The sequence below is a fragment of the Tsuneonella sp. HG222 genome, from assembly GCF_053819185.1.
The window spans coordinates 349,651-371,424 of record NZ_JBSOQZ010000001.1; the positions used below are offsets into that span (position 1 = coordinate 349,651).

Annotated in this window: 21 protein-coding genes and 1 tRNA gene; 16 read left to right on the forward strand and 6 right to left on the reverse strand. The window is 63.8% G+C overall.

The window, feature by feature from the left end; translation table 11 throughout:
* Positions 1-21: 21 nt before the first annotated feature.
* The gene (locus tag ACWPMZ_RS01650) at positions 22-1,281 is read right to left on the reverse strand and encodes a PQQ-dependent sugar dehydrogenase (RefSeq protein WP_455702299.1); all 1,260 of its coding nucleotides are present in this window, start codon (positions 1,279-1,281) and stop codon (positions 22-24) included.
* 122 nt (positions 1,282-1,403) lie between these two features.
* On the opposite strand from ACWPMZ_RS01650, the gene ACWPMZ_RS01655 reads away from it, so the two are divergent.
* Together ACWPMZ_RS01655 and ACWPMZ_RS01660 are read left to right on the forward strand one after the other, a co-directional pair.
* Positions 1,404-2,405, forward strand: a complete 1,002-nt coding sequence (locus ACWPMZ_RS01655; protein ID WP_455702300.1) for an SPFH domain-containing protein — start codon at positions 1,404-1,406, stop codon at positions 2,403-2,405.
* Entirely contained in the window at positions 2,402-2,869 is a 468-nt protein-coding gene (locus tag ACWPMZ_RS01660; protein ID WP_455702301.1) for an NfeD family protein, read from the forward strand. Before ACWPMZ_RS01655 ends, ACWPMZ_RS01660 begins: the two co-directional genes overlap by 4 nt.
* Here the strand turns inward: ACWPMZ_RS01660 and ACWPMZ_RS01665 are convergent, their stop codons facing one another.
* Positions 2,870-3,814 (reverse strand): complex I NDUFA9 subunit family protein, encoded by a 945-nt coding sequence (locus ACWPMZ_RS01665; RefSeq protein WP_455702302.1) that lies wholly within the window; start codon positions 3,812-3,814, stop codon positions 2,870-2,872.
* 211 nt (positions 3,815-4,025) lie between these two features.
* On the opposite strand from ACWPMZ_RS01665, the gene ACWPMZ_RS01670 reads away from it, so the two are divergent.
* Positions 4,026-4,112 (forward strand) — tRNA-Leu (locus tag ACWPMZ_RS01670).
* Between the two features lie 164 nt (positions 4,113-4,276).
* Entirely contained in the window at positions 4,277-5,494 is a 1,218-nt protein-coding gene (locus tag ACWPMZ_RS01675; RefSeq protein WP_455702303.1) for a tyrosine-type recombinase/integrase, read from the forward strand.
* On the opposite strand, the gene ACWPMZ_RS01680 is transcribed toward ACWPMZ_RS01675, so the two are convergent.
* Entirely contained in the window at positions 5,495-5,698 is a 204-nt protein-coding gene (locus ACWPMZ_RS01680; protein WP_455702304.1) for a DUF5818 domain-containing protein, read from the reverse strand. It lies immediately after the preceding gene.
* Positions 5,698-6,282 carry a lytic transglycosylase domain-containing protein gene (locus tag ACWPMZ_RS01685; protein ID WP_455702305.1) on the reverse strand — a complete coding sequence of 195 codons (585 nt, stop codon included), beginning with the start codon at positions 6,280-6,282 and terminating at the stop codon, positions 5,698-5,700. Before ACWPMZ_RS01685 ends, ACWPMZ_RS01680 begins: the two co-directional genes overlap by 1 nt.
* A gap of 132 nt (positions 6,283-6,414) precedes the next feature.
* On the opposite strand from ACWPMZ_RS01685, the gene ACWPMZ_RS01690 reads away from it, so the two are divergent.
* The 5 genes from ACWPMZ_RS01690 to ACWPMZ_RS01710 all read left to right on the forward strand — a co-directional run bounded on the left by ACWPMZ_RS01690 (position 6,415) and on the right by ACWPMZ_RS01710 (position 15,739).
* Positions 6,415-7,326, forward strand: a complete 912-nt coding sequence (locus ACWPMZ_RS01690; RefSeq protein ID WP_455702306.1) for a DUF7146 domain-containing protein — start codon at positions 6,415-6,417, stop codon at positions 7,324-7,326.
* Between the two features lie 71 nt (positions 7,327-7,397).
* Entirely contained in the window at positions 7,398-11,630 is a 4,233-nt protein-coding gene (locus ACWPMZ_RS01695; protein WP_455702307.1) for a strawberry notch-like NTP hydrolase domain-containing protein, read from the forward strand.
* 104 nt (positions 11,631-11,734) lie between these two features.
* Entirely contained in the window at positions 11,735-13,708 is a 1,974-nt protein-coding gene (locus ACWPMZ_RS01700) for a ParB/RepB/Spo0J family partition protein (protein WP_455702308.1), read from the forward strand.
* 192 nt (positions 13,709-13,900) lie between these two features.
* On the forward strand, positions 13,901-14,257 hold the full coding sequence (locus tag ACWPMZ_RS01705; protein ID WP_223177070.1) for a bleomycin resistance protein: 357 nt from the start codon (positions 13,901-13,903) through the stop codon (positions 14,255-14,257).
* A gap of 141 nt (positions 14,258-14,398) precedes the next feature.
* Positions 14,399-15,739 carry a dihydrolipoyl dehydrogenase family protein gene (locus tag ACWPMZ_RS01710; RefSeq protein WP_455702309.1) on the forward strand — a complete coding sequence of 447 codons (1,341 nt, stop codon included), beginning with the start codon at positions 14,399-14,401 and terminating at the stop codon, positions 15,737-15,739.
* On the opposite strand, the gene ACWPMZ_RS01715 is transcribed toward ACWPMZ_RS01710, so the two are convergent.
* Positions 15,736-16,140, reverse strand: coding sequence for a MerR family transcriptional regulator (locus ACWPMZ_RS01715; RefSeq protein WP_057883273.1), 405 nt, complete (start codon positions 16,138-16,140; stop codon positions 15,736-15,738). The genes ACWPMZ_RS01710 and ACWPMZ_RS01715 overlap by 4 nt on opposite strands.
* 257 nt (positions 16,141-16,397) lie before the next feature.
* Here ACWPMZ_RS01715 and ACWPMZ_RS01720 point away from each other — a divergent pair, with 257 nt between their 5' ends.
* The 7 genes from ACWPMZ_RS01720 (at position 16,398) to ACWPMZ_RS01750 (ending at position 20,726) form a co-directional block, all read left to right on the forward strand.
* On the forward strand, positions 16,398-16,607 hold the full coding sequence (locus tag ACWPMZ_RS01720; RefSeq protein WP_299309901.1) for a hypothetical protein: 210 nt from the start codon (positions 16,398-16,400) through the stop codon (positions 16,605-16,607).
* Positions 16,607-16,834, forward strand: a complete 228-nt coding sequence (locus ACWPMZ_RS01725; protein WP_455704150.1) for a GDCCVxC domain-containing (seleno)protein — start codon at positions 16,607-16,609, stop codon at positions 16,832-16,834. The genes ACWPMZ_RS01720 and ACWPMZ_RS01725 overlap by 1 nt, the downstream gene beginning before the upstream one ends.
* Before the next feature lie 191 nt (positions 16,835-17,025).
* Positions 17,026-17,961 carry an ArdC family protein gene (locus ACWPMZ_RS01730; RefSeq protein ID WP_455702310.1) on the forward strand — a complete coding sequence of 312 codons (936 nt, stop codon included), beginning with the start codon at positions 17,026-17,028 and terminating at the stop codon, positions 17,959-17,961.
* Between the two features lie 11 nt (positions 17,962-17,972).
* Entirely contained in the window at positions 17,973-18,407 is a 435-nt protein-coding gene (locus tag ACWPMZ_RS01735; RefSeq protein WP_455704151.1) for a hypothetical protein, read from the forward strand.
* Positions 18,408-18,439: 32 nt separating this feature from the next.
* The gene (locus ACWPMZ_RS01740) at positions 18,440-18,817 is read left to right on the forward strand and encodes an antitoxin Xre/MbcA/ParS toxin-binding domain-containing protein (RefSeq protein ID WP_455702311.1); all 378 of its coding nucleotides are present in this window, start codon (positions 18,440-18,442) and stop codon (positions 18,815-18,817) included.
* Entirely contained in the window at positions 18,789-19,517 is a 729-nt protein-coding gene (locus tag ACWPMZ_RS01745; RefSeq protein ID WP_455702312.1) for an RES family NAD+ phosphorylase, read from the forward strand. Before ACWPMZ_RS01740 ends, ACWPMZ_RS01745 begins: the two co-directional genes overlap by 29 nt.
* 270 nt (positions 19,518-19,787) lie before the next feature.
* The gene (locus tag ACWPMZ_RS01750; RefSeq protein ID WP_455702313.1) at positions 19,788-20,726 is read left to right on the forward strand and encodes a DUF2493 domain-containing protein; all 939 of its coding nucleotides are present in this window, start codon (positions 19,788-19,790) and stop codon (positions 20,724-20,726) included.
* A gap of 811 nt (positions 20,727-21,537) precedes the next feature.
* On the opposite strand, the gene ACWPMZ_RS01755 is transcribed toward ACWPMZ_RS01750, so the two are convergent.
* Entirely contained in the window at positions 21,538-21,681 is a 144-nt protein-coding gene (locus ACWPMZ_RS01755) for a hypothetical protein (protein ID WP_455702314.1), read from the reverse strand.
* Positions 21,682-21,774 lie beyond the last annotated feature (93 nt).

A 21,774-nucleotide genomic window follows, 5' to 3' on the forward strand; every position in this document is an offset into this window, starting at 1 on the left:
CGGGGGCGGAATGGAGCCGATTCAGCCGCCGGCAGTCACCCGCAACACCGCGCCGGCCGTTTCGTCGGTCAGGAGATAGACCGAGCCGTCGGGCGCCACGCGGGCATCCCGCAGGCGCTGCTTGATGTCGGTCAGGAGTTCCTCCGTCGCGCCGGGCTTGCCGTCCTCGTCGAAGTCGATCCGCAACAACCCGCGCGTGAAGCTGGGAAGCAGCAGATTGCCGCGCCAGCCCGGAAACATCGGCCCGCCATACCATGCCGGGTTGCCGGGATTGAGCGAGGCAGGCCCTTCCGCAAACGCATAGTTGATCACCGGATCGGTCATGCCGGCTACCTGGGACACGCCCTTCGCCGCCTCGTTGTTGTAATGCTTGCCCTGCGTGACGTCGATCCAGCCGTAGTTGGCGCCGCGCGCGATCAGGTTGAGCTCGTCGCCGCCGCGCGGGCCGAATTCGGTTTCCCAAATCCTCCCACGGGCGTCGAGCGCCAACCCCAGCGGGTTGCGGTGGCCGAGCGTCCAGATCTCGGGTTTCCAGCCCGCCTTGCCCACGAACGGGTTGTCGGCCGGCACGCTGCCGTCGGGATTGAGCCGCAGGATCTTGCCGAAGTGGTTGTCGGGCTTCTGGACCATCTCGCCGTAATTGCGGTCACCACTGGAAATGTAGAGCTTGCCATCGGGGCCGAACAGGATGCGCCCGCCGTGGCTGCCCGTCGCGGGGCCCTGGCCGCAGCACCTGGCCGGCCAGGGCTGGGCGCCGTACCACGCGTCGGCCACGAAGATGTCCTTGACGTCCTTCAGTTCCAGGCCGCCGTCCCAGGTCGCGCTGAGCACGGCCAAAGTCGTCTGATCGGTGTTCTGCGGGTCGGGCTTGACGTAGCTGATGTAAAGCTTGCGGCTCGCCGCGAAATCGGGCGCCAGCGCAATGTCGAACAGGCCGCCGATACCGGCCGGATTGATCGGCGGCAGGCCGGCGATGGCCACTGGGTCGAGCTTGCCGTTGCGGATCACCCGAAGGCGGCCCGGGCGCTCGGTCACCAGCATGTCGCCGTTGGGCAGGAACGCGAGGCTCCAGGGCCGTTCGATCTGCCGGGCAACGACCTCGACGTGGACTTTGCCCGCCTGCGTCTCGTAATCCCAAGGACCGCGGCCGAGGGCTGCCGGCTGCGGCATGGCCGGCGGTGGGGCGGCAGGCCTCGCGGCGGCGGCCGGCGGATTCGTCTGTGCCGATACCGGCGTTGCGAGCAGGGCGGCGACCAGGGCCGCGGCGGCGATCAAGCGCATCGTTGGTTCTCTCCCACGACCGAATTGTTGACTCGGTCCGAACCTTCCTAGCACGTCCGGTTTTGCTTGGAAGGGGGTTGGGCGCGGTCTAGACTGTTCGTCTGTTGGTGGAGGGTAATACGATGATCGGCGCGCTGGTCGCCCTGCTGGGACTGCTGTTGATTTTCCTCATGATGGGGGTCCGCGTGGTCCGCCAAGGCTTCGTCTACACGATCGAGCGGCTGGGCAAGTACCACCTCGCCGCCGAACCCGGGCTGCACATCATCTATCCCTTCATCGACCGTGTCGGCCAGAAGGTGAACATGATGGAGCAGGTGCTCGACATTCCCGGCCAGGAGATCATCACCCGCGACAACGCCATGGTTGGCGTGGACGCGGTCGTGTTCTTCCAAGTGCTCGATGCCGGCAAGGCCGCCTACGAGGTGCACAACCTCTATGCAGCGATCATGGCGATCACCACCACCAACCTGCGCACGGTGATGGGCAGCATGGACCTGGACGAGACGCTGTCGAAGCGGGACGAGATCAACGCCCGGCTCCTCGGCGTGGTCGATCATGCGACGAGCCCGTGGGGCGTGAAGATCACCCGGGTGGAGATCAAGGACATCCGTCCCCCGCTCGACATCTCGGAGGCCATGGCGCGGCAGATGAAGGCCGAGCGCCTGAAGCGCGCCGAAATCCTCGAGGCGGAAGGCGAGCGTGCCAGCCGCATCCTGCGCGCCGAAGGCGAAAAGCAGAGTGCGATCCTGTCGGCCGAGGGCAAGAAGGAAGCCGCCTTCCGCGACGCCGAGGCGCGCGAGCGCTCGGCACAGGCAGAAGCCGAGGCGACCCGCTCGGTCAGCCAGGCGATCTCTGAATCGGGCAACCAGGCGATCAACTACTTCATCGCCCAGGAGTACACCAAGGCGATCGGCAAGTTCGCCACCAGCCCGAACGCCAAGACGATCCTGTTCCCGATCGAGGCCACGCAATTGATCGGCACGCTGGGCGGCATCGGCGAACTGGCGCGCGAAGTCCTGGCCGGGGAGCCGAAGGGCGCGGTCAAGACCGACGGCGGCACGCCGCTGCCCACGCCCGCCGCGCGCATCGGGGTTCCGCGCACCGTCCGCGGCGAGGGCGAATGATGGACGGCATCTCCGGCATCGAGGCGCACTGGGTCTGGCTGACGCTGGGACTCGTCCTTGCCGGGCTGGAGATGCTGGTGCCCGGGATCTACCTGATCTGGCTGGCATTGGCGGCGATCGTCACGGGCGTGCTGGCGCTCGCCTTCGATATTTCCCTGCCAATGCAGATTGTCGATTTCGTCTTCCTCGCGCTGATCCTGGCCTTTTCGGCCAAGCGCTTCCTGCGCGACAAGCCAATCGAGAGCAGCGATCCGCTGATGAACCGCCGGGGCGCGCGCATGGTGGGCGAAACCGCGCTCGTCACGGTCGCGATCGAGCACGGCAGCGGACGCATCAGGGTTGGCGATAGCGAATGGATCGCCCGCGGTCCTGACGCTGCGATGGGGCAGTGGGTCAGGATCGTGGGAAGCGAAGGCTCCAGCCTGCTGGTAGAGCCGGTGGCTCTTCCGGCACCGCAAACCTGATCAGGCGGCGCTTTTCGCTCCGAAGCGCCCGTGCTTGCGAAAGCGCATCATCCAGCGGTCGAGAAACAGGTTCAGCGGATGGGGCACGATGCCGAGCTGCTTCAGCCCGGGCAGCTTGCCGTCGGCGACGTTCCCGCTCTTGAGCATGCGCCACTGATCGGCATTCATGGGTGTGCCCGGCAGCGCGGCGAATAGGCCTGAGAATACGTCCGGCACGGGCAGGAAGTGTCTTTCCCGGCCCTGGGCCGCGGCGATCCTCTGGTGCAGGTCGGCCATGCTGATCTGCTCGGGCCCGGCCAGCTCGTAGGTCTTGCCGCCATGGGCTGCGGGATCGGCGAGGGCGTTGGCGATCGCTCCGGCCACGTCGTCGACCCAGACCGGCTGAAGCATGGCCTGCGGGCCGAACACGGGAAGCACGGGCATCGATGATATGAGCCCGGCGAACATGTGCACGAATGCGTCGTCCTCGCCGAACATGACCGAGGGGCGCACGATGGTCGCTTTCGGGAACCCCGCGCGCACCATTTCCTCGCCCAGGCCCTTCGTGGCTGCATAGCCGCTTTCGGATGCCGGGTCCGCCCCGATGGCCGAAACGTAGGTGAACGCCGAAGCGCCCTGATCCGCAGCGACTTCGGCCGCCCAGCCGGCGCCCTTGGCGTGGAGGGTCTCGAGATTGCCCGAGAACGCGCCGACAAGATAAACCGCCGCATCGGCGCCCTGCATGGCCGCTTCGACGCTGCGGCGGTCGCTCACGTTGCACCGCGCGAACTGGATCTGCCCGAGATTGGCGAGCGGCTTGAGGCGGAAGGCCTTCTCGGGATGGCGGTCCGCGATCCGCAGGCGCGCTCCGCGTTCGAGCAAGGCCTGCGCCAAGTGCGAGCCGACAAAGCCGCCGCCTCCGATCAGGACAACCAGCTTGTCTTCGAGCGGTCCGTACATCGCCATTGCCTGTGCCAATCCTGCTTCGCGCGGCCGGTTCCGCGCAGTTCTGCGTGAGCGCGGCCATGCCGCAACGCACGCACCTCCGCAAGCGGGCGAGGGGATAGATTACCTCGTGGGGAGGAAGGCGGCGCAGTTCCCGTTTGACAAGCGGCCCGCCCCTTCGCTATCGGCCCGCCCCTACCCACCGCACGGCTCAAACGACCGCGCGGCCCGTGCCCAGATGGCGGAATTGGTAGACGCACCGTCTTCAGGTGGCGGCGCTCGCAAGGGCGTGGAGGTTCGAGTCCTCTTCTGGGCACCATTTGTTCTTCTCAGAACATCCCAAAAAGTCTATAAAACCCCGGAAATCCAAGGAATTTGGCCCTTGGTCGTCCCGGAACGTGTCAGCAACATCCAGACATTCCGAGAACATTTGCGGGCCTTTTGCGGATTTCGGTGTAAACCACATTCGAGAAAGGCCCGCACGTGCCATTGACCGATAGCCAGCTCAAAGCGCTCCGTCCTAAAAACAAGCCTTACAAGGTCGCAGACGAGCGCGGCCTGTATGTCGAAGTCACGCCGATAGGTAGCAAGCTTTGGCGCTTCCGCTACCGAGTCGGGAGAACCGAGAAGAAGCTTTCGATCGGCACCTATCCCGACCTCAGCCTAAAAGAGGCGCGCAACGCAGCGCTCGAGGCGCGTCTAGCGGTATCCAAGGGCGGTGATCCTGCGCTCGAGAAGCGCAAGCAGAAGATCCGGGCTGAATTCATCGCGGGGATCACATTCGAAGAAGTGGCGAGGGAATACATCGACCAGATGATGGCCCGCAATGGCAGGGCCGACGCGACGCTGCTCAAGGCCAACTACTTCCTCGACAAGCTGGTTCGCTCGATCGGGAAACGACCCCTCGAGCAGATCGAGCCGTTTGAGGTGCTCGCCCCGCTCAAACGCCTCGAAGCGGCAGGCAAGCACGAGACGGCGAAGAAATGTCGCTCCTTCGCCAGCCGGGTGTTCCGCTTCGGCGTTGCCACCGCGCGTTGCGCGGGCGATCCGACGAGCCTCCTCAAGGGGGCTTTGATCACGCCCAAGGTAAAACACTACGCCGCGATCCTTGAGCCCGACGAACTCGGCGGCCTGCTGCGGGCGATCGACGACTACACCGGCCACCCGATTACGAAGTACGCGCTGCTGGTCGCGCCGCACGTCTTCGTCCGTCCGGGTGAGCTCCGCCACGCCGAATGGAGCGAGTTCAACTTCGATGCAGGCGTCTGGAAGATCCCGGAAGGTAAGATGAAGGCGCGCCGTGCCCACGCTGTGCCCCTGTCGAGCCAGGTGATCGCCTATCTGAAGGAGCTGGAAGCAATGCTTGGCTCGGAAGGATACGTGTTCCCATCAGCGCGATCGGAAACGCGTCCCATGAGCGAGAATACCCTCAACGCGGCGTTCCGCCGAATGGGATTTTCGAAAGAAGAAGTCACTGCCCATGGCCTGCGCGCCACCGCCTCGACCATGCTCAATGAGTGCGGGCTATGGAGCGCAGATGCGATCGAGCGGGCGCTCGCCCATGGCGACAGTAACGCGGTGCGGGGCATCTATCACCGAGGAAAGCACTGGGAAGAACGGGTGCGCATGGCCCAATGGTGGAGCGATAACCTGGACCAGCTGAGAGCTGGCGGCCGCATCCTCAACCTTCGGGCCGGATGATCAGGCGCTCGCCGTGCCGATCCAATCTGTCCGCAAGCGATCCAAGCCGTGGCTCTCACCCTCGGCCGTAACCTGGGCGCCAATCAAGTTACAGTCGGGCTCGCAACCTTCGAGCACCCAGTGATCACCGGCTTCAGTCACGATTGCATAGCCGCGCGGGCCGAGTTCGAGCCGACCGGTTATGCGCCTTCGATTGGCCGTCATCAGTCGGCGTAACTCATCCAGCGGCCGAGAACGCTTCTTACATAACCAGGCGTCTCGCGATTCCTTGGAATCCCGCCTGCCTTGGCGACCGCGCCGGGTCCAGCGTTGTATGCGGCAAGGGCGAGATGCACCGACCCAAACCGATCGAGCATCTGTCTGAGATAGCGCGCACCGCCCTCGATATTCTCCTGCGGATCATGCCGGTTTGCGACGCCGAGTTCGCGGGCGGTGCCCGGCATCAGTTGCGCTAGACCTGCCGCACCCGCGGGACTGACCGCAAGCGGGTTGAAGCGGGATTCCGCCCAGATCAGGGCCTGAAGAAGCCGCGGGGGTAGGCGATGTCTTAATTCGGCCTCGCGAATGAGCGGCAGGTAGATCGCCTCCCGGTAGCCGGGGACGACTGCGCGGAACGCGAGAGTACTTTCCGTCGAGCGCGGACTGCTTTCGCTGCCCAAGCTTTCCGCACTGGGGCCAACCGACGGTCCATACTCGTGATCGAAAATTCGAAATTCCTGAGCGAATGCTCCTTCGCCAGCCGTCAGACTCGCTGCACAGATCAAGCCTGCAATGAACCGCCTTACCATTTCGCGTTCTCCTCGATTGCACCGAATCGCAAGAGAACATAAAAAGAACACCAGCCTGTAGGAAAGCGATTAGAACACCGCAAAGAGGGGAGGCCGCGCTGGGGAAGCGAGCAGACGATACGGAGTCTTCCGATGCAGTCCCGAAGTGAAGGTCAGAACACACAATCTCTCGAAGCAACTGCACGCCAGCTCTGCAAAAGCCGCGGCGGCCGCTGGTCTGGTTCAAAGGGAATGGCCCGGTGCCCGGCGCACGATGATCGCACCCCTTCGCTCGGCGTCACCCTGGGACGACGTGCTATCCTGTTCCATTGCTTTGCCGGCTGCGATCAAGCGAGCGTGATTGACGCTTTCAGAAGGGAGGGGCTTTCGCCCGCGCAGCTGTTCGGCGGCCTTCCGCCGAATGCCGGAGAATCGACGGTTGAGCGGTTGCCCTCGCGGGGTGCGCTCCGGACATGGCATGGCGCCTCGCCCCTGAACGACAGCCCGGCCAAAGCTTATCTCGAAGCGCGGGGTATCACGGCTGTCTCGCCCGCGCTGCGCTTCAACTCCCGAACGCCTCTAGGGCCCAAAGGCCGCGCGCAATTCATTCCAGCAATGATTGCAGCCGTCAGCCTCGACGAAGGGCCAATCGCTATTCACCGAACATTTCTCGATGCGGAGGCGCCCAGGCTCGCGGCATTCGACGGCCCGAAGCGTGCACTCGGTGCGCTCCGATCAGCCGCCGTGCGACTGTTCCCTGCGATCGATGGAGTGCTGGGCATCGCCGAAGGTGTTGAAAGCGCGCTCTCAGCTCGCGCACTCACCGGCGTTCCGTGCTGGGCAACGCTTGGTAATGAGCGCTTTGCGTTCGTCTCGATCCCCGAGAGTGTCACCGAGCTCCATCTCTTTGTCGATTACGATGCAGGCGGCCAAGTGGCGGTGGAACGCGCGCTCCAGAGCCATGCGCTCGAAGGCCGGACCATCCATGTCCGGCGTCCTTCAAGGCGCGACACCGACTGGAACGACGAACTGGTGAACTGGCTCGCCCGCAAGCGGGCTTCGTAGAGAAGAGAAAGCTTTGGCCTCGTGATCGGCAGAAGGCTTCGTGCCCGATGCCTCCATCAGGAGAACCAACAATGCTTCAGTTCGAACTTTTAGAACCCGATGCTGAACCTCGTGCCCAGCCCTTGGCGGTGACGATCGGCGAACGGATAGCCTCTCGTCTGGCCGACGGCTGCCATCTTACGCGTAGCTCCATTTCTGCGCTCTTTGCCGAAGAGACGGGGATCCAGAGCTGGGGGACCGCTTGGTCGATCGACGACTACAACGATGCGATCGAGATCGGCGCGCTTCTGTGGCTGAAGTCTCACGGCCGGACTAAACTCGATACATCGATCCATGAAGCAGACGCGCGCTTCGAATGGCTCGATACCGCCCTGCCTGCCCGCCATGTGCGTAGCGAAGCACAGATCGAGCTGCAGCAGTTCTCGACCCCGCCCATGCTGTCCTGGCTCATGGCGCAAGCGGCTCAGCTTCGCTCATCCGATCAGGCCCTCGAGCCTTCGGCCGGTAACGGCGCGCTTGCTTTATGGCCGGCCATGCAAGGCTCCGACCTCACGCTCAACGAGATCGATCCTGATCGGCGACTGTCCCTTGCCCATCTGTTTCCCGACGCGGCAGTGACCGCTCACGACGGTGAGGTCATTGACCATCTCCTGACCCAGAGGCCGCCAACCGTCGTCCTCATGAATCCGCCGTTTGCGCGCAGTCGCGAGCGCGGGGTCAGTCCGACAACGGCGTTGCGTCATCTTCGCAGCGTGCTCCGGCTCTCGAAGAGAGGCGCTCGCCTCGTCGCGATCATGCCGGAAGGTTTCGATGCGTCTCGCTTCGCCAGCTCATTGAGCGATGCCAGCCTGCGGCTCGATGTGCGTATCACCGGGGCGTTTCGCAGGAACGGCACAAGCATTCGCGTGCGCATGGTGGTGTTCGACAAGACCATCGACGACAAACCGGTGGTCACTGCGGAAGCGGACGATTTGTCCGATCTGGCAGCGCTGATCGGCCGACTTCCGCCGCGCGCTCGCGATACTCCGGAAATTCCCGTGCTGACCGCGCGGCCCGCGACCGGCACATTGAGAAAGCCAGCGAACGGCCGGCCCGCGGCTCCGTTTGGAACTCGCCCTGCACCTGGCGAGCCGTTCGAAGAGCTCGGCTATGTGACGCTGGATGAGCCCGCGCCCGTCCCGGAGCAGACAGGGATCTATCTTCCCTATCGCTCGAGCCGGGTTCAGATCGGAGGCGCGCCGGTCCATCCGACACCGCTTGTGGAATCCATCGCGATGGGGTCGGTCGCGGCTCCGATACCGACCGTTCTGCCAAAGGTGCCCGCCAACTGGCGGACCCGCGAACTGCTTTCCGAAGCCCAACTCGAAACGCTCGTCTATGCCTGCGAGGCGTTCTCGCACGATCTGCCAGGGCGCTTCCGAGCCACTCAGGAAGGAACCACGCTCGAGCAGGCCGAGGATGGGGCCCGTTATCGTCAGGGCTTTTTCCTCGGCGACGGCACCGGAGCGGGAAAGGGGCGGCAGATCGCGTCGGTGATCATGGATCGCTGGCTTGAGGGCGAGCGCCGACACATCTGGATCACGAAGAATGAGGCGCTGCTCGAGGATGCCCGCCGCGACTGGGAAGCACTCGGCGGCATGCGCCTCGACATTCAGCCACTCTCCGGTTGGAAGCTGGGAGTACCGGTTCGTTGGTCCCAAGGCATCCTCTTCATTACTTATCCGACGCTTCGCTCGGGCCGCGCAGACGATACGCGGCTTGACCAGATCCTCGCCTGGACTGGCGATGATTTCGAGGGCTTGATTGCGTTCGATGAGGCCCACGCGATGGCCAACGCCATAGGCAGCCGTAATGCGCGCGGCGCTTCCAAAGGCTCCGAACAGGGCATGGCTGGACTAAGACTGCAGAACCGGCTTCCTCGCGCCCGGATCCTCTACGCCTCGGCTACCGGCGCTTCGGACATTTCCAACCTCGGATATGCGACCCGCCTCGGCTTGTGGGGAGCCGAAACCGCTTTCCCGACATATGAGGCGTTCACGACCGAAATTCGGGCAGGCGGTGTCGCGGCGATGGAGCTCGTCGCGCGAGACCTCAAGGCTCAGGGGCTCTACCTCTCGCGCGCTTTGTCCTTCGCGGGAGTCGAGTACGAAATACTCGAGCACCGGCTGACCGGTGCGCAGGTCGCCATCTACGACGCCTATGCCGAAGCCTGGGCGATCATTCATCGCAATCTCGACGAGGCGCTTCAGGCGACGCGGATAGTCGATGAGGACAGCGGCGACACACTCAACCGCAACGCAAAGGCCGCCGCGCTTTCGATCTTCGAAGGCACTAAGCAGCGGTTCTTTTCTCAGCTCCTGCTCTCGATGAAGCTGCCGAGCTTGATCCCGGCCATGGAAGCCGCGCTTGGCGAGGAACACTCGGTGGTCGTGCAGCTGGTCTCGACCGCCGAGGCGATGCTCGACCGCCGCTTGGCCGATCTCGCTCCCGAGGAACGCGAAGCGCTCGATATCGACCTTTCGCCGCGCGAGTATGTCATCGACTATCTCGCAAGGAGCTTCCCCACTCGCCTGATGCAGGTCTTCACTGACGAAGACGGCAATCCGCGTTCCGAACCGATGAGCGACGAAGATGGCAATCCGGTCATGTGTCCACGCGCCGTCGCCGCGCGCGATGCGTTAATAGAGCAGCTCTGCGCCCTGCCGCCGCTCGCAACTGCGCTCGATGCGATCATCGAACACTTCGGGACCGAGACCGTCGCCGAAGTGACCGGCAGGACGAGACGGCTGGTCCTAGGACGAGACGGACAGCAGCGGCTCGAACGCCGCGGCGGTTCGGCCAATGTTGCCGAGGCTCAGGCCTTCATGGATAGCGCCAAGCACATCCTGGTCTTTTCCGACGCCGGCGGGACGGGCCGTTCCTACCACGCCGACCTCAATTGCCAGAACCGGCAGCGGCGCGTGCATTTCCTGCTCGAGCCGGGGTGGCGCGCCGACAATGCGATTCAGGGTCTGGGGCGGACCAACCGCACCAACCAGGCGTCGGCACCGCTCTTCCGACCTGTGACCACGGATGTGAAGGGTGAGCGGCGGTTCATCTCGACGATCGCGCGGCGGCTCGACAGCCTCGGCGCGCTTACCCGCGGACAGCGGCAAACGGGTGGACAGAACCTGTTCGATCCGGCCGATAATCTGGAAAGCGATTACGCCAGAGACGCGCTGAGCCGCTGGTTCCACCTGCTTTATGACGGCAAGCTCGAGGCTACGAGCTTTGCCGATTTCGTGCGCCAGACCGGTCTGCGGCTCGCAGGCCCCGAGGGCGGTCTTACAGACGACTTGCCCTCGATCCAGCGCTGGCTCAACCGCGTGCTTGCGCTGCCGATCGCGCTGCAGAATGCGATCTTTGACGAATATCTTGCTCTGATCGAAGCTCGCGTGGAGGCCGCGCGAGAAGCGGGAACACTCGATCTCGGGCTCGAAACGCTCAAGGTCGACAGCTGTCGAATACTTTCGGATCAGATCCTTCGGATCGATCCGTTGACCGGCGCCGAAACCCGCCTCCTCTCGCTGGAGATCGAGCGGCACTTGCGGCCACTGTGCTTCGAACGGCTCGCGCGACTGCATGACATTGGCTCGCCTGGTGGCATACCACTGCACAATGCCCGTTCGGGGCGGGTAGCGCTCAGCGTCTCCGCGCGCCGGCTGATTGCCGACGACGGCAGTGTGATCGAGCGGCGGCGTCTGCTGCGTCCGCTCAAATCCGCCAACTGGACCCGCGAGGCGCTCGCCGAAAGCGCCTGGGAGGCCATCGATCCGGCTTCGTTCGAACGTCTGTGGCGCGCGGAAGAGATCGAAGCTGCCAAGGAGCCGGTCCGCGAACGCGTGCACCTTGCAACCGGGCTGCTACTCCCGGTCTGGAAGCGCCTGCCCGGCGATCACGTGCGCGTGACCCGTATCGTCTCGGCCGACGGCACCTCCATCATCGGCCGCGAGGTCGTGGCCGCGGATCTCGCCAAGGTGTCGCAGACCTTCGGCCTCGGCAACTCGGTCTTGCCTACTCCCGGTGAACTGGCCGTTCTCGTCCTCTCGAGCGGCACCGCACAGTCCTTGCAGAGCCATGATCCGCTGACCATCAAGCGCAGTCTCGTCGGCGGCGAGCAGCGCATCGAGCTGACCGGCTTCGCGCCCGATCGGCTCCACTGGTACAAGGCCAAGGGCTGCTTCACCGAGATCATCCGCTACCGGACGCGTCTGTTCGTACCGGTGGCCGATGGGCCGGCCATTCTTGAAGCGCTCGCCCCCTGAACAGCGGCAGCACGTCCCAAAGCAGAGAGAAAAGAGTGCCTTGGGCTGGCGAACCTTGTGGGATGCACCCGCACCGGTTCGTTCAATCCATCAGGAGACGATCGATGATCCAGTCCATTCCCTTGAAGAAGCTCGTCCCGAGTTCCCGCAACGTCCGGAAGGTGAGCGATGTTACCGCCGATGCCCAACTCAAGGCCGATATCGCGGCCCGCGGCCTCCTCCAGAACCTCGTCGTGCGCAAGGCTGCGCGCGGCAAATTCGAAGTCGAGGCCGGCGGGCGGCGGCTTGCCGCCTTGCAGTCGCTTGCGGAGGACAGCGCAATTCCCACAACCCACGAAGTGACCTGCCTCGTCATCGAAGGCGACGAATGCGAAGTTCGCGAAGCGAGCCTGGCCGAAAACTTCCAGCGTCTCGCCATGAATCCAGCCGACGAGGCGCAGGCCTTCGCCGCGATCATCGAGGCGGGCGCCACGACCGAGGACGTCGCCCGGCGCTTCGGCCTGACCGTCCGCTTCGTCGAGGGCCGACTGCGGCTCGCTTCGCTTGCGCCGTGCGTCTTCGAAGCGCTGGCGGAAGGCGCGATCACCCTCGACATGGCCAAGGCCTATGGCGCGGTCTCGGATACCGAGCGGCAAGCGCATGTCTTCGCCGAGCTGCAGGATGCCTGGTATCAGGTCACGCCCGACACGATCCGGCGAATGGTGCTGGACGCCACCGTGCGCGGCAGCGACCCGCGCGCGATCCTGGTTGGCCGCGAAGCCTATCTCCAAGCCGGCGGGCGGATCGAGCGCGAGCTTTTCGACGACGATGCCAGCGAGAGCTGGGTCGATATCGCGCTGCTCGAGGGTCTCGCTCAAAAGAAAATGGAGGAGGCAGCGAGCTTCAAAGCGCGGGAACTCGGCCTAGCGTGGGTCCGTCCGACGCTCGGGGCCTATGTCTGCCACGATCTTATTGAGGGGCTCAGCCGCCTTTCCGCCGGGCCCGCCCCGCTGAATGAAGCGGAAGCCGCGGAGCTTTCGGAACTCGAGGCAGACTACGACCGAGAAGCGGCAGTCCTCGAGGACGAGGACAGCAGCGAGGAGGAGGTCGCGAGAGCCGAGGAGCAACTGGCCCGCATCGATCGAGCCATGCGAGCGCTCAACGATCGCCCGCCGGTGCTTGCCGAAGATCTTAAGGAAGAAGCGGGGGCGTTCCTGGTCCTGTCGCGCGGTGGCGAGCCTACTCTTGTTCCGCAGTACTACACGGAAAGCGAGGTGGCACAGTCCGACGACGGCATCATCGAGCCCGTCGAAGACGGCGGTGAGGCGTCGAGCAAACCTGCAACCTATTCGCAGCGACTGCTCGACGAACTCGCGATGCAGCGCCGCGACATCCTCGCCATCCATCTCGCCAACGACCCCGGCCTGGCGCTTGACCTCATGATGTTCACGCTGGCCGATGCCGATGGTCACGACTGGCGCGCCAAAGAGGCGCTCACGATCTCTGGGCCGGCGGCGAGCGGCCCGGTCTCGGGATTTGAAGCCAAGGATGCTCCGGCGAGTGCGGCGCTGGCGGAGTTCACTGGTTCGCTCGACGAAAGCTGGCGCGCCGGCGCCTCGGAAGTTGAGCGCTTCGCAGCGTTCCGAGGACTTCCCGACGAAGCACGGAGCCTCTGGCTCGGCTTCGTGGTCGCGCGTACGCTCATTGCCAGCCTCAATACCGACGGTGAGCGCGGACTCCCGCTCCACGACGCGTTGGGCAGTTTGCTCGAGATCGAGATGGCGCACTGGTGGAGGCCGACAGCGGCAAACTTCTTCGATCGCGTGCCGAAAGCGCGCATCCTCGAAGCCTTCGATGCCGTGGGCGGGCCCGAGCTTGTCAGCCGCTATGCCGGTTCCAAGAAGGCCGATCTCGCATCGGCTGCCGAACGCATCTTCTCGGGTGAGTTCATCGGCGAGGCGGACGCCAAGGAACAGGCGCTGGCCTGGGTTCCGGCCGTCATGCGTTTCGGCACTCCCAAGGAAGAAGCCATCGGCAACGATGAAACGTCTGCTCGGTCGGAAGACGCCAACGACGAATTGACCGAGCAAGCTGCCTGAACCTCCTGACAGTTCGGCTTGCGCGGTCGGCGGTCCGTCCATTTTTGGACGGGCCGCCTTTAGTCGTTTTGGCCAAGGCTGAACCGTCAATCGTTCTACCTAGTGGATGAGACGTCCTCGCTGGATATTCAGCAGGAGCGCCGTTGCGAACGTCTGCCTGGAGCTCCATGATGAGCAGCGAGGGGATGCGAGATCGATCACGCCACAGCCAACCTGCCGTCGAGAGATTTTGAGGTCACCTCAAAATTTTTCACCAAGTTGGGGTTCGAGCAGGACTGGCGGGATGACGGCTGGATGATCTTGAAGCGTGACAGCGTGATCCTGGAGTTCTTCCCACATCCAGACCTGAACCCAGCCGAAAGCTGGTTCAGCTGCTGTCTTCGGCTTGATGACTTGGCCGCGTTTTACTCGGTCTGTTTAGACGCTGGAGTACCAGAGCAATGTTGGGGTCACCCCCGGGCTCAGCCGCCGCAGCAAGAAGATGGCGGTCTCCTGATCGGAGCCCTGATCGATCCGGACGGAACCCTCATTCGCCTTATCCAAAATTGATTGCAGCGCCGGCCTTCAAGGTCACGAGAAATCGACGAGCGCATTGATTGTCAGCGGGGGCACACCCCAGTGGACAGCCTTTGATCCTCTTTGGGAACCCGTACCAACTACAGCATCGTTCTCCTCTTGAGGAGCGCGCAAATGCCCTACGATTTGATCATCATCGGCACGGGCACGGCGGCAATGGTCGCAGCGATGCGGGTGCGCGACGCAGGCTGGACGGTTGCTGTCGTCGACGAGAAGCCGTTTGGCGGCACCTGCGCCTTGCGCGGTTGCGACCCCAAGAAGATGCTCGTCTCGGGCGCAGAGGTCATCGATGCGGAGCGCCGGATGAGCGGACACGGCGTCGACGGTGATTTGCGGATCGACTGGCCGGAATTGATCGGTTTCAAGCGCACCTTTACCGATCCCGTGCCGGAGAAGCACGAGCACCGCTACCGCGATAAGGGCATCGACACTTTTCACGGTGCGGCCCAGTTCACCGGCCCGAACTCCCTCAAGGTCGACGCATCAGAGCTAAGCGGCCGTCATGTTCTGATCGCCTCGGGCGCCGCACCCGTGCCGCTCGGTATCGCGGGCGAGGACCATCTGGTCGACAATGAGTTCTTCCTGGCCATGGAGCAACTGCCACGTCGGATCGTCCTGGTCGGCGGCGGCTACATTGCAGCGGAGTTTTCCCACATTGCCGCACGCGCTGGCGCCAAGGTGACGGTGATCCAGCGCGGTCCGCGCATGCTGACGCATTTCGAGCCGGAGCTCGTCGGCTGGCTGACGGAGTCGTTCGACAGTATCGGGGTGCAAGTCATGACCGATACGACTGTCGTTGCGATCGAGCGCAACGACAGCGGATTTGTCGTGCATGGCGAAAGGGGCGACGACAGGATCGCTGTGGAGGCCGACCTGGTCGTTCACGCCGCCGGCCGCGCCCCTGCACTCGACCGTCTGAACCTCGAAGCCGCCGATGTTGCTGTCGCTCAAGGTCGGCTCAAACTCAACGAGTACCTGCAGAGCGTCACCAACCCGGCAGTTTATGCAGCTGGCGATTCTGCCCAGCAGGGACCGCCGCTGACGCCTGTTTCGAGCCATGATGCGAAGGTGGTCGCGGGCAATCTGCTCGAAGGCAACCAGCGGACGCCGGACTATCGGGGCGTGCCGAGTGTCGCCTTTACGCTTCCGCCGATTGCCGCTGTGGGCATGGGCGAGGACGAGGCGCGCAGATCGGGAGCGCAATTCCGGTTGAAATGCGAGCGCGCTTCGCGCTGGTACACGGCGAGGCGGCTTGCCGAGCCGGTCTACGGATACAAGACGCTCGTCGAAGAAGGCACCGGTCGGATTCTGGGTGCGCACCTCGTCGGTCCTCACGCGGACGAGATCATCAACATCTTCGCTCTGGCTATTCGGCACAACCTCACTGCCGATGATCTGAAGAGCACCATGTTTGCTTATCCTACCGGGGCATCGGACGTAGGCTACATGCTCTAGGGGGCAACGCCATCCAGCATGTCGATGACCGGACAGTCGGGCACGTGCCCACCCGAACAGCGCTCGACCGTAGAGGCGAGCAGCCGCTCCAGTCGTTCGAGATCCGCCATCTTGCGCCTGACCTGGTCCAGATGATGAACCGCGATTTCGCGAACTTCGTCGCAGCACGCCTCCTCGGGGCCGCCCAGTTCAAGGATGGCGCGCACTTCGCCAGGCGTGAAGCCAAGCTCCCTCGCCCGCTTTATAAAGCTCAGTGCCCTGACATGCTGGTCGGTAAAGACCCTGTGGCCGCCTTCGGTTCGATCGGGCTCGGCGAGGAGGCCAACTTTTTCGAAGTAGCGAATTGTCTCGATATGCACGCCTGTGCGGCGGGCGAGTTCGCCTATCGAAAGACCGCCCACGCAGAAACTCCTTGATCCTGTAGCGACTACAGGTGGCACATAGCGCCGAATCGCGCTGGAGACGAGAGCTGACTGATCGAAGTGCCCCTTCCGTTATCCGACTGCAGGGATCCGAGCGAGGCGTCGCTGCCGTGGGAACGGTGGCCAGCTTGACCGCGCTGTTCTCTGCTGCTGCGTGCTGCGTGCTGCCTCTCGCGCTCGCCGGGCTAGGGCTCGGAGCAGGCGGTCTCGCTATATTCGTCCCCTACCGATGGCCGATGACAATCATCGCCTCGGTTCTGATCATTGCGGGTTGGATGCTCTACCTGCGCAAGCATCGCGCTTGCTCTGCTTACGCGGACTGTGCGGTGCCGGCGCCAAGTCGAGCCACGCTGGCGATGCTCGTGGGTGCTACGGTGATCGTCGTTATCAGCGCGTTGTGGGGTTTTATCGAGCAGCCGCTGATGCGCGTGCTGGGCGGGGCGTGATGCAGACCACCTCTAACATCACATGTCCCAAGTGCGGCGGCACCTCAGTCGAAACGATGCCGACCGATGCCTGCTGGTTTTTTTACGACTGTCGCCATTGCGGCGTGAAGCTTAGACCGCTCTCCGGCGATTGTTGCGTCTTCTGCTCCTTCGCAGATGTTCCGTGCCCGCCGATTCAGGAAGCCCAACAATCCGGTTCGCCGTCCGGATGCTGCGGGGCTGGATAGCAGATACTCCCCCCGCCGCGCCGCTCAAAGCGGAGCGCCGGCCTCACACAGGGTACCCATAGGCGAGCTCTACAGTCTCTCCGCATTATTCGTCGCAGAGCGCAAAGCTGACACGACGTCCAGATGAGAGGAAAGAAGGCTTCTTCTGATTGCCACGGGACAACCTCGTTCCGGCAATCGGGAGACACCTCATGTCCAAGTTCAAACGCCGCAGCGGCGGGCAATCCCCTGCTGCACAAATCACCTCTGCGATTATCGAGAAACTCGAGCAGGGAACCAGGCCATGGGTAAAGCCATGGCGCGGGGTGCCGGTAGCACGACCCCTGCGCAGCTGCGGCACACCCTATCGGGGCATGAACACCTTCTGGCTGTGGATGATCGCCGAAGCTGCCGGATTCCTGTCGCCCTACTGGATGACATACCGGCAGTGCCAGAAGCTTGGTGGGCAGGTCCGCAAGGGCGCGAAATCGACGATCGCGATCTTCTACAAGAGCTATGACAAGCATGTCGAAGGCGATGATGGGGAAGAAGGCACTGAGACGCGACGCGTTCTCAAGGCCTACGCGGTCTTCAACGCCGATCAGTGCGACGGCTTGCCCGAAATGTATCGTGCCAAGCATGAACTCGAACCGGTCGAACCTGCCGGGCGGGAAGAGCGGCTCGACACCTTCTTTTCAGGGGTCGGCGCCGAACTTCGGCATCAAGGGGCCGAAGCCTACTACGAGCCCATCCTGGATCGGATTACGATGCCGCCGGCGGCGCTGTTCGATGGCTACGACCACTACTACGCAACGCTGGCGCACGAACTCTCGCACTGGACCGGGCATGGCTCTCGCCTCGGCCGGAATCTCAAGAATCGCTTTGGAAGCGAGTCCTACGCGGCCGAGGAACTGGTGGCGGAGTTGTCCGCCGCGATCCTGGGCGCCGAGCTCGGTCTGCCGGTTGCGCATCTCGATCATCATGCGAGCTACATCGCGCATTGGCTCGAGCTTCTGAAATCCGACGATCGGGCCATCCTGACCGCCGCTGCCAAAGCAGAGGAGGCTGCGAGCCTCATCCTGAGGCTCGGAGGGCGTTCGGGTACCGGTAGCGAGGCTGCGGCAGCCGATCTCGCCGAAGCGGCTTGAGGGGGTGCATGATGGGACGTTCTGCCAGCTATCCGTCCGACGCAGTTGTCGCCTTCCGCACTTTAGAGATCGAAGACGAGGATAATTGGGAATGGGAATATGAGTATCTGGTCGAGGAAATTATCGAGACTGCGCGCAGCACCTTTCCCTCACTTGAACCCTGTGACGGGTGGCGCGGCCGCGAAGACCGCATCCTGCTGCGCAACGCCTTTGCCGACTGCGGGATCTCCGCCTACTGCGGGCTTGTCGCCATCTGGCTCGCTGAGCGCGACGACGGTGGGTACTGGGATGCCGATGCCTATCACCCGCGATCCGGGCGGGCACAGCGCTGGCTTTCGCAGGTGGCGAGCCGGTTCGAAGCGACATTCGGTGAGCTACGCATGATTGGGCGGTTTTCGAACGGCGAGGCGATTTTCGAACGAAGCTCTGTTCAAATGATCTCCTAAGACCTATATCGTGCATATGAAAGGATGCGTCGATGGCAACGAGAGCCGCTGAAGTCGAGGAGGGAGACGGCAAGGTTCTGACAACCGCAATTGGCAGAATCGCGGAGTTCTGGGGTCTGACCAATGCCAAGCTTGGGTCGGTTCTCGGGCTGTCTCAGGCCACCGTCTCGCGTTTGCGCGTGGGCAAATCCGAGCTCGATCCGGCCAGCAAGTCGTTCGAAGCCGGCCAGTTTCTGCTGCGCCTGTTCCGCTCGCTCGATGCGCTGCTCGGCAGCGACGATATGGCTGCGCGAGCCTGGCTCGCAACCCCAAATCTCGACCTCGAGGCGCGGCCCCTTGACCTGATCGACAGCTTCAAGGGTCTCATCACGGTTTGCGACTATGTGGACGCCCACCGCGCTCGCGTCTGAGCTGCGCCGTTACCGCAGGACCGTCTGGCGTGTCGTCGAGGCGCAGCATCGCATCTCGACCAATCGGCTTGCGGCCAACCTTGATGACCAGAAGCGGCTCGAGGAACTCGCCGATGCGGCCAAGCCCGATCTGCCCAAGGCAGCGCGCGGGCTTCACTACCTCCTCGCCTCGCCCTTCCGCTACGGCCACGGGGTGGCCAGCCGATTTCGGCGCGCGAACGAGCGCCCCGGCATCTTCTACGCCAGCGAGACCGAGCAGACCGCGATCACCGAAACCGCCTATTGGCGCCTCCGCTTCATCAGCCGCTCGCCGGGGTTTGTCCCCGGCAACCGCACCAGCGAGCATCTGAGCTTCTCCGTTCCCGTCTCCATCGCCCGCCTGCTCGACACCACGCGATCGCCTCTGTCGCGCGACAGCAAACGCTGGGCCGACCCGGTCGACTATTCCGCGTGTCAGGAGCTCGCCGACACTGCTCGGGCCGCAGGCGGGCAGGCGATCCGCTCGCCGTCGGCGCGCGATCCGCAGGGGATCAATCTCGCGCTGTTCGATTTCGCGTGCTTTGCCAGCGCGGAGCCCGATCACGGGCGCGGCTGGCACCTGCGCCTCGAGGGCCGGCGCCTCACTGCACTGGCTGCGTTTCCGTCGGGCGAGGTGCTGGAATTCACCGCCGAGCAGTTCGGACTGCCTTCGCTCGGCTGAAGCCACTGGCATAATTCCTCTTTGCGCAGCTTGCCGGAGTCAGATTCCCTGCCCGTCCTGTTCGCTCGTGCGGGCCCTGGACCGGTCCGGTTCCGCCGCAACCCGCGCAAGGCTGCGGCCCGTGTGGCCCGCGCCAGCCTTGCCTTGCGGGGTTTCCCGCTGCGCGGTGCGGCAGTCCCCTTGACCGGTCCCTTCCGGGCCCGGCGAACAGGCCGCAGGAAACCTCTCTCTTCCCCTGCGGCAGTCGCCTTCGCTCAGGAGGAATGACCCATGTACGACAGCTTCACCGCCCAGCTTGCCGGACTCGATCTGACCGGCTTTTCGGTTCAACCCGCACCTTTCAACGAAACAGATTTTCCCGCCGAAGAGGCGAGCGAGCAAACCCTCGCGGCCGTCTGGTCGGACTTATTTGCCCTGTTCGCCGACACCGCGCTCGAGGCCGATGCTGAAGACATCGCCTGGGGCTTCGTCAATCTCTTCCACCGCGCGGCGACCCGCAAGTCCGCGCAGGTCGATCGCGCGAGCGACGAGATCCGCGCGCTGCTTTCCGCGGCCGATGGCTCGGAAGTCCACTCGAGCAACCTCGAAGAGCAGGTCGAGCGCGCGCAGGCGGCCGAAGCCAGCATGCTCGCTTTCGAGCACATGCGCGAGATCGCGGCGATGCTCTACCGCGAAGAAACCGGTGCGTCCTGGAAGCCGATGTCGGGGTCTCGCGTAGCGCACGGAAAGAACCTCACGTCTGCGGTCATCGATGCGCGTGATTTCCTCAAGGTCCGCTCAGAACGTCGGCGCGCCGCTCTCACGCCCGAAGGCACAGCCGTGGTCTTCGCCGGAGGACGCGCGAGCTTCGCCACGACCGAGGAGGCGAAGAGCTATGCGGACAACATCTGGGCCACGCTCGACCGAGTGCGCGAGCAGGTGGCCGATATGCTCCTCGTCCATGGCGGCGACGGCAAGGGCGCCGATCGGCTTGCAGCCGCCTGGGCCGAACGCCACGAGGTACAGCAACTGACCTTCGGTCTCGATCGCAGGCTGGGTGCCCGGGCCGGGTTCAAGCGCAATGAGCAGATGCTGGCGATGGCCCCGCGCTATGTGATCGCTTTTCCCGGCAATGGCGTCACCGAGCGTCTCGTCATCGAAGCCAAGGCACGCCGCATTACGGTGGTCGATCGCCGCGGCCCGCTGGGCACTAAGCCTGGCGCTGGCTGAGCGCCCCGATCGTAGTTGTTCAGCGGTGTGGTGAAACAAGCTGCTAACGGACATTTCGGATAGATGCCGCTCAGGAGAAGGCAAAGAGAGCCTGACCCTTAGGAATCCGCGGCATTAGGATCCGACTTCGGCGACTACCCGCGATTTCTCCCCTGCTCGGCGGCGTGGTGAACTCGTAGAGGCGCATGGACCTCTACGATGGCAGGCGGAGCATTTCGGCATCCGGTTGCTGTGTCCAACACTGCCTTCGGCGGCGCGCGGTCTAGAATATTTTGGCCGCAGTTGCGTATCTCGAATGCCCGCCTGATGCCGAGAAACGGCAATTTCAGATCGCGAGGGCGACAGCACGCGCTATACCGCTTCTCTGACCCACAACTGCATAGCTCGTCGGGCTTGAACTGGACCAGCCGGTAGTAGGGATCGCATCTGCCAGCTTCGTCCGGCATCGCGTATTGACGCCCAGCCCAGCGATCAAACACCGCTAAGTGCAGATGCCGGAGCGCCCAAACGCTGTAGAGGTCGAGCAGGATCCGAAGGTCCCCGCCTGGTGCCCACGCTTTGTCAAATTCGGGGTGGTATGCGCAAACCGAGCCGTCGCCCATGTTGGTGTGTCGAGGTCCGATCCATTCGACCTGACTAGCTTGTTCCCAGAACGCCCATCCTCGCGGCTGAACGTCGAGAATACCGGGCAGGGCAATAAGGAATATGGCTTCCCGCGCTAGTCCGTCCAAAATGCGGCTTCGCGCGAGAAGCCATACCCCGTCATCGTCGGGAATGAGAGATACACCGCGGTATGCCCGCTGCACATCCTCTAGTTGCCGGGCGTAATGGCCGGCGAGGCCGACGACCCGTGGTTCGGCACCGGGCGACCGTGATCGACGGGACGGCCCTTGCCGTCGGGCGGACCCTTTCCGTGACCGGGTTGCGGGTCTTCCCGCTCCTTGTCGTTGCTCATCGCTTTTCTCCTGGACTGCTGTTGAAGCGGGGTCCGGATCGAGGATCACAATGCCCCCGTCTTTCACCCGAACAGGCTGACGCGCGTCCAAAC

What these genes read in the sequence shown, in the direction of transcription:
- ACWPMZ_RS01650 (WP_455702299.1), bottom strand. Translation starts at nt 1,281, where the DNA reads ATGCGCTTGATCGCCGCCGCGGCCCTGGTCGCCGCCCTGCTCGCAACG.
- ACWPMZ_RS01655 (WP_455702300.1), top strand. Translation starts at nt 1,404, where the DNA reads ATGATCGGCGCGCTGGTCGCCCTGCTGGGACTGCTGTTGATTTTCCTC.
- ACWPMZ_RS01660 (WP_455702301.1), top strand. Translation starts at nt 2,402, where the DNA reads ATGATGGACGGCATCTCCGGCATCGAGGCGCACTGGGTCTGGCTGACG.
- ACWPMZ_RS01665 (WP_455702302.1), bottom strand. Translation starts at nt 3,814, where the DNA reads ATGGCGATGTACGGACCGCTCGAAGACAAGCTGGTTGTCCTGATCGGA.
- ACWPMZ_RS01680 (WP_455702304.1), bottom strand. Translation starts at nt 5,698, where the DNA reads ATGACGGCCAATCGAAGGCGCATAACCGGTCGGCTCGAACTCGGCCCG.
- ACWPMZ_RS01685 (WP_455702305.1), bottom strand. Translation starts at nt 6,282, where the DNA reads ATGGTAAGGCGGTTCATTGCAGGCTTGATCTGTGCAGCGAGTCTGACG.
- ACWPMZ_RS01690 (WP_455702306.1), top strand. Translation starts at nt 6,415, where the DNA reads ATGCAGTCCCGAAGTGAAGGTCAGAACACACAATCTCTCGAAGCAACT.
- ACWPMZ_RS01695 (WP_455702307.1), top strand. Translation starts at nt 7,398, where the DNA reads ATGCTTCAGTTCGAACTTTTAGAACCCGATGCTGAACCTCGTGCCCAG.
- ACWPMZ_RS01700 (WP_455702308.1), top strand. Translation starts at nt 11,735, where the DNA reads ATGATCCAGTCCATTCCCTTGAAGAAGCTCGTCCCGAGTTCCCGCAAC.
- ACWPMZ_RS01710 (WP_455702309.1), top strand. Translation starts at nt 14,399, where the DNA reads ATGCCCTACGATTTGATCATCATCGGCACGGGCACGGCGGCAATGGTC.
- ACWPMZ_RS01720 (WP_299309901.1), top strand. Translation starts at nt 16,398, where the DNA reads ATGACAATCATCGCCTCGGTTCTGATCATTGCGGGTTGGATGCTCTAC.
- ACWPMZ_RS01725 (WP_455704150.1), top strand. Translation starts at nt 16,607, where the DNA reads ATGCAGACCACCTCTAACATCACATGTCCCAAGTGCGGCGGCACCTCA.
- ACWPMZ_RS01730 (WP_455702310.1), top strand. Translation starts at nt 17,026, where the DNA reads ATGTCCAAGTTCAAACGCCGCAGCGGCGGGCAATCCCCTGCTGCACAA.
- ACWPMZ_RS01735 (WP_455704151.1), top strand. Translation starts at nt 17,973, where the DNA reads ATGGGACGTTCTGCCAGCTATCCGTCCGACGCAGTTGTCGCCTTCCGC.
- ACWPMZ_RS01740 (WP_455702311.1), top strand. Translation starts at nt 18,440, where the DNA reads ATGGCAACGAGAGCCGCTGAAGTCGAGGAGGGAGACGGCAAGGTTCTG.
- ACWPMZ_RS01745 (WP_455702312.1), top strand. Translation starts at nt 18,789, where the DNA reads ATGTGGACGCCCACCGCGCTCGCGTCTGAGCTGCGCCGTTACCGCAGG.
- ACWPMZ_RS01750 (WP_455702313.1), top strand. Translation starts at nt 19,788, where the DNA reads ATGTACGACAGCTTCACCGCCCAGCTTGCCGGACTCGATCTGACCGGC.
- ACWPMZ_RS01755 (WP_455702314.1), bottom strand. Translation starts at nt 21,681, where the DNA reads ATGAGCAACGACAAGGAGCGGGAAGACCCGCAACCCGGTCACGGAAAG.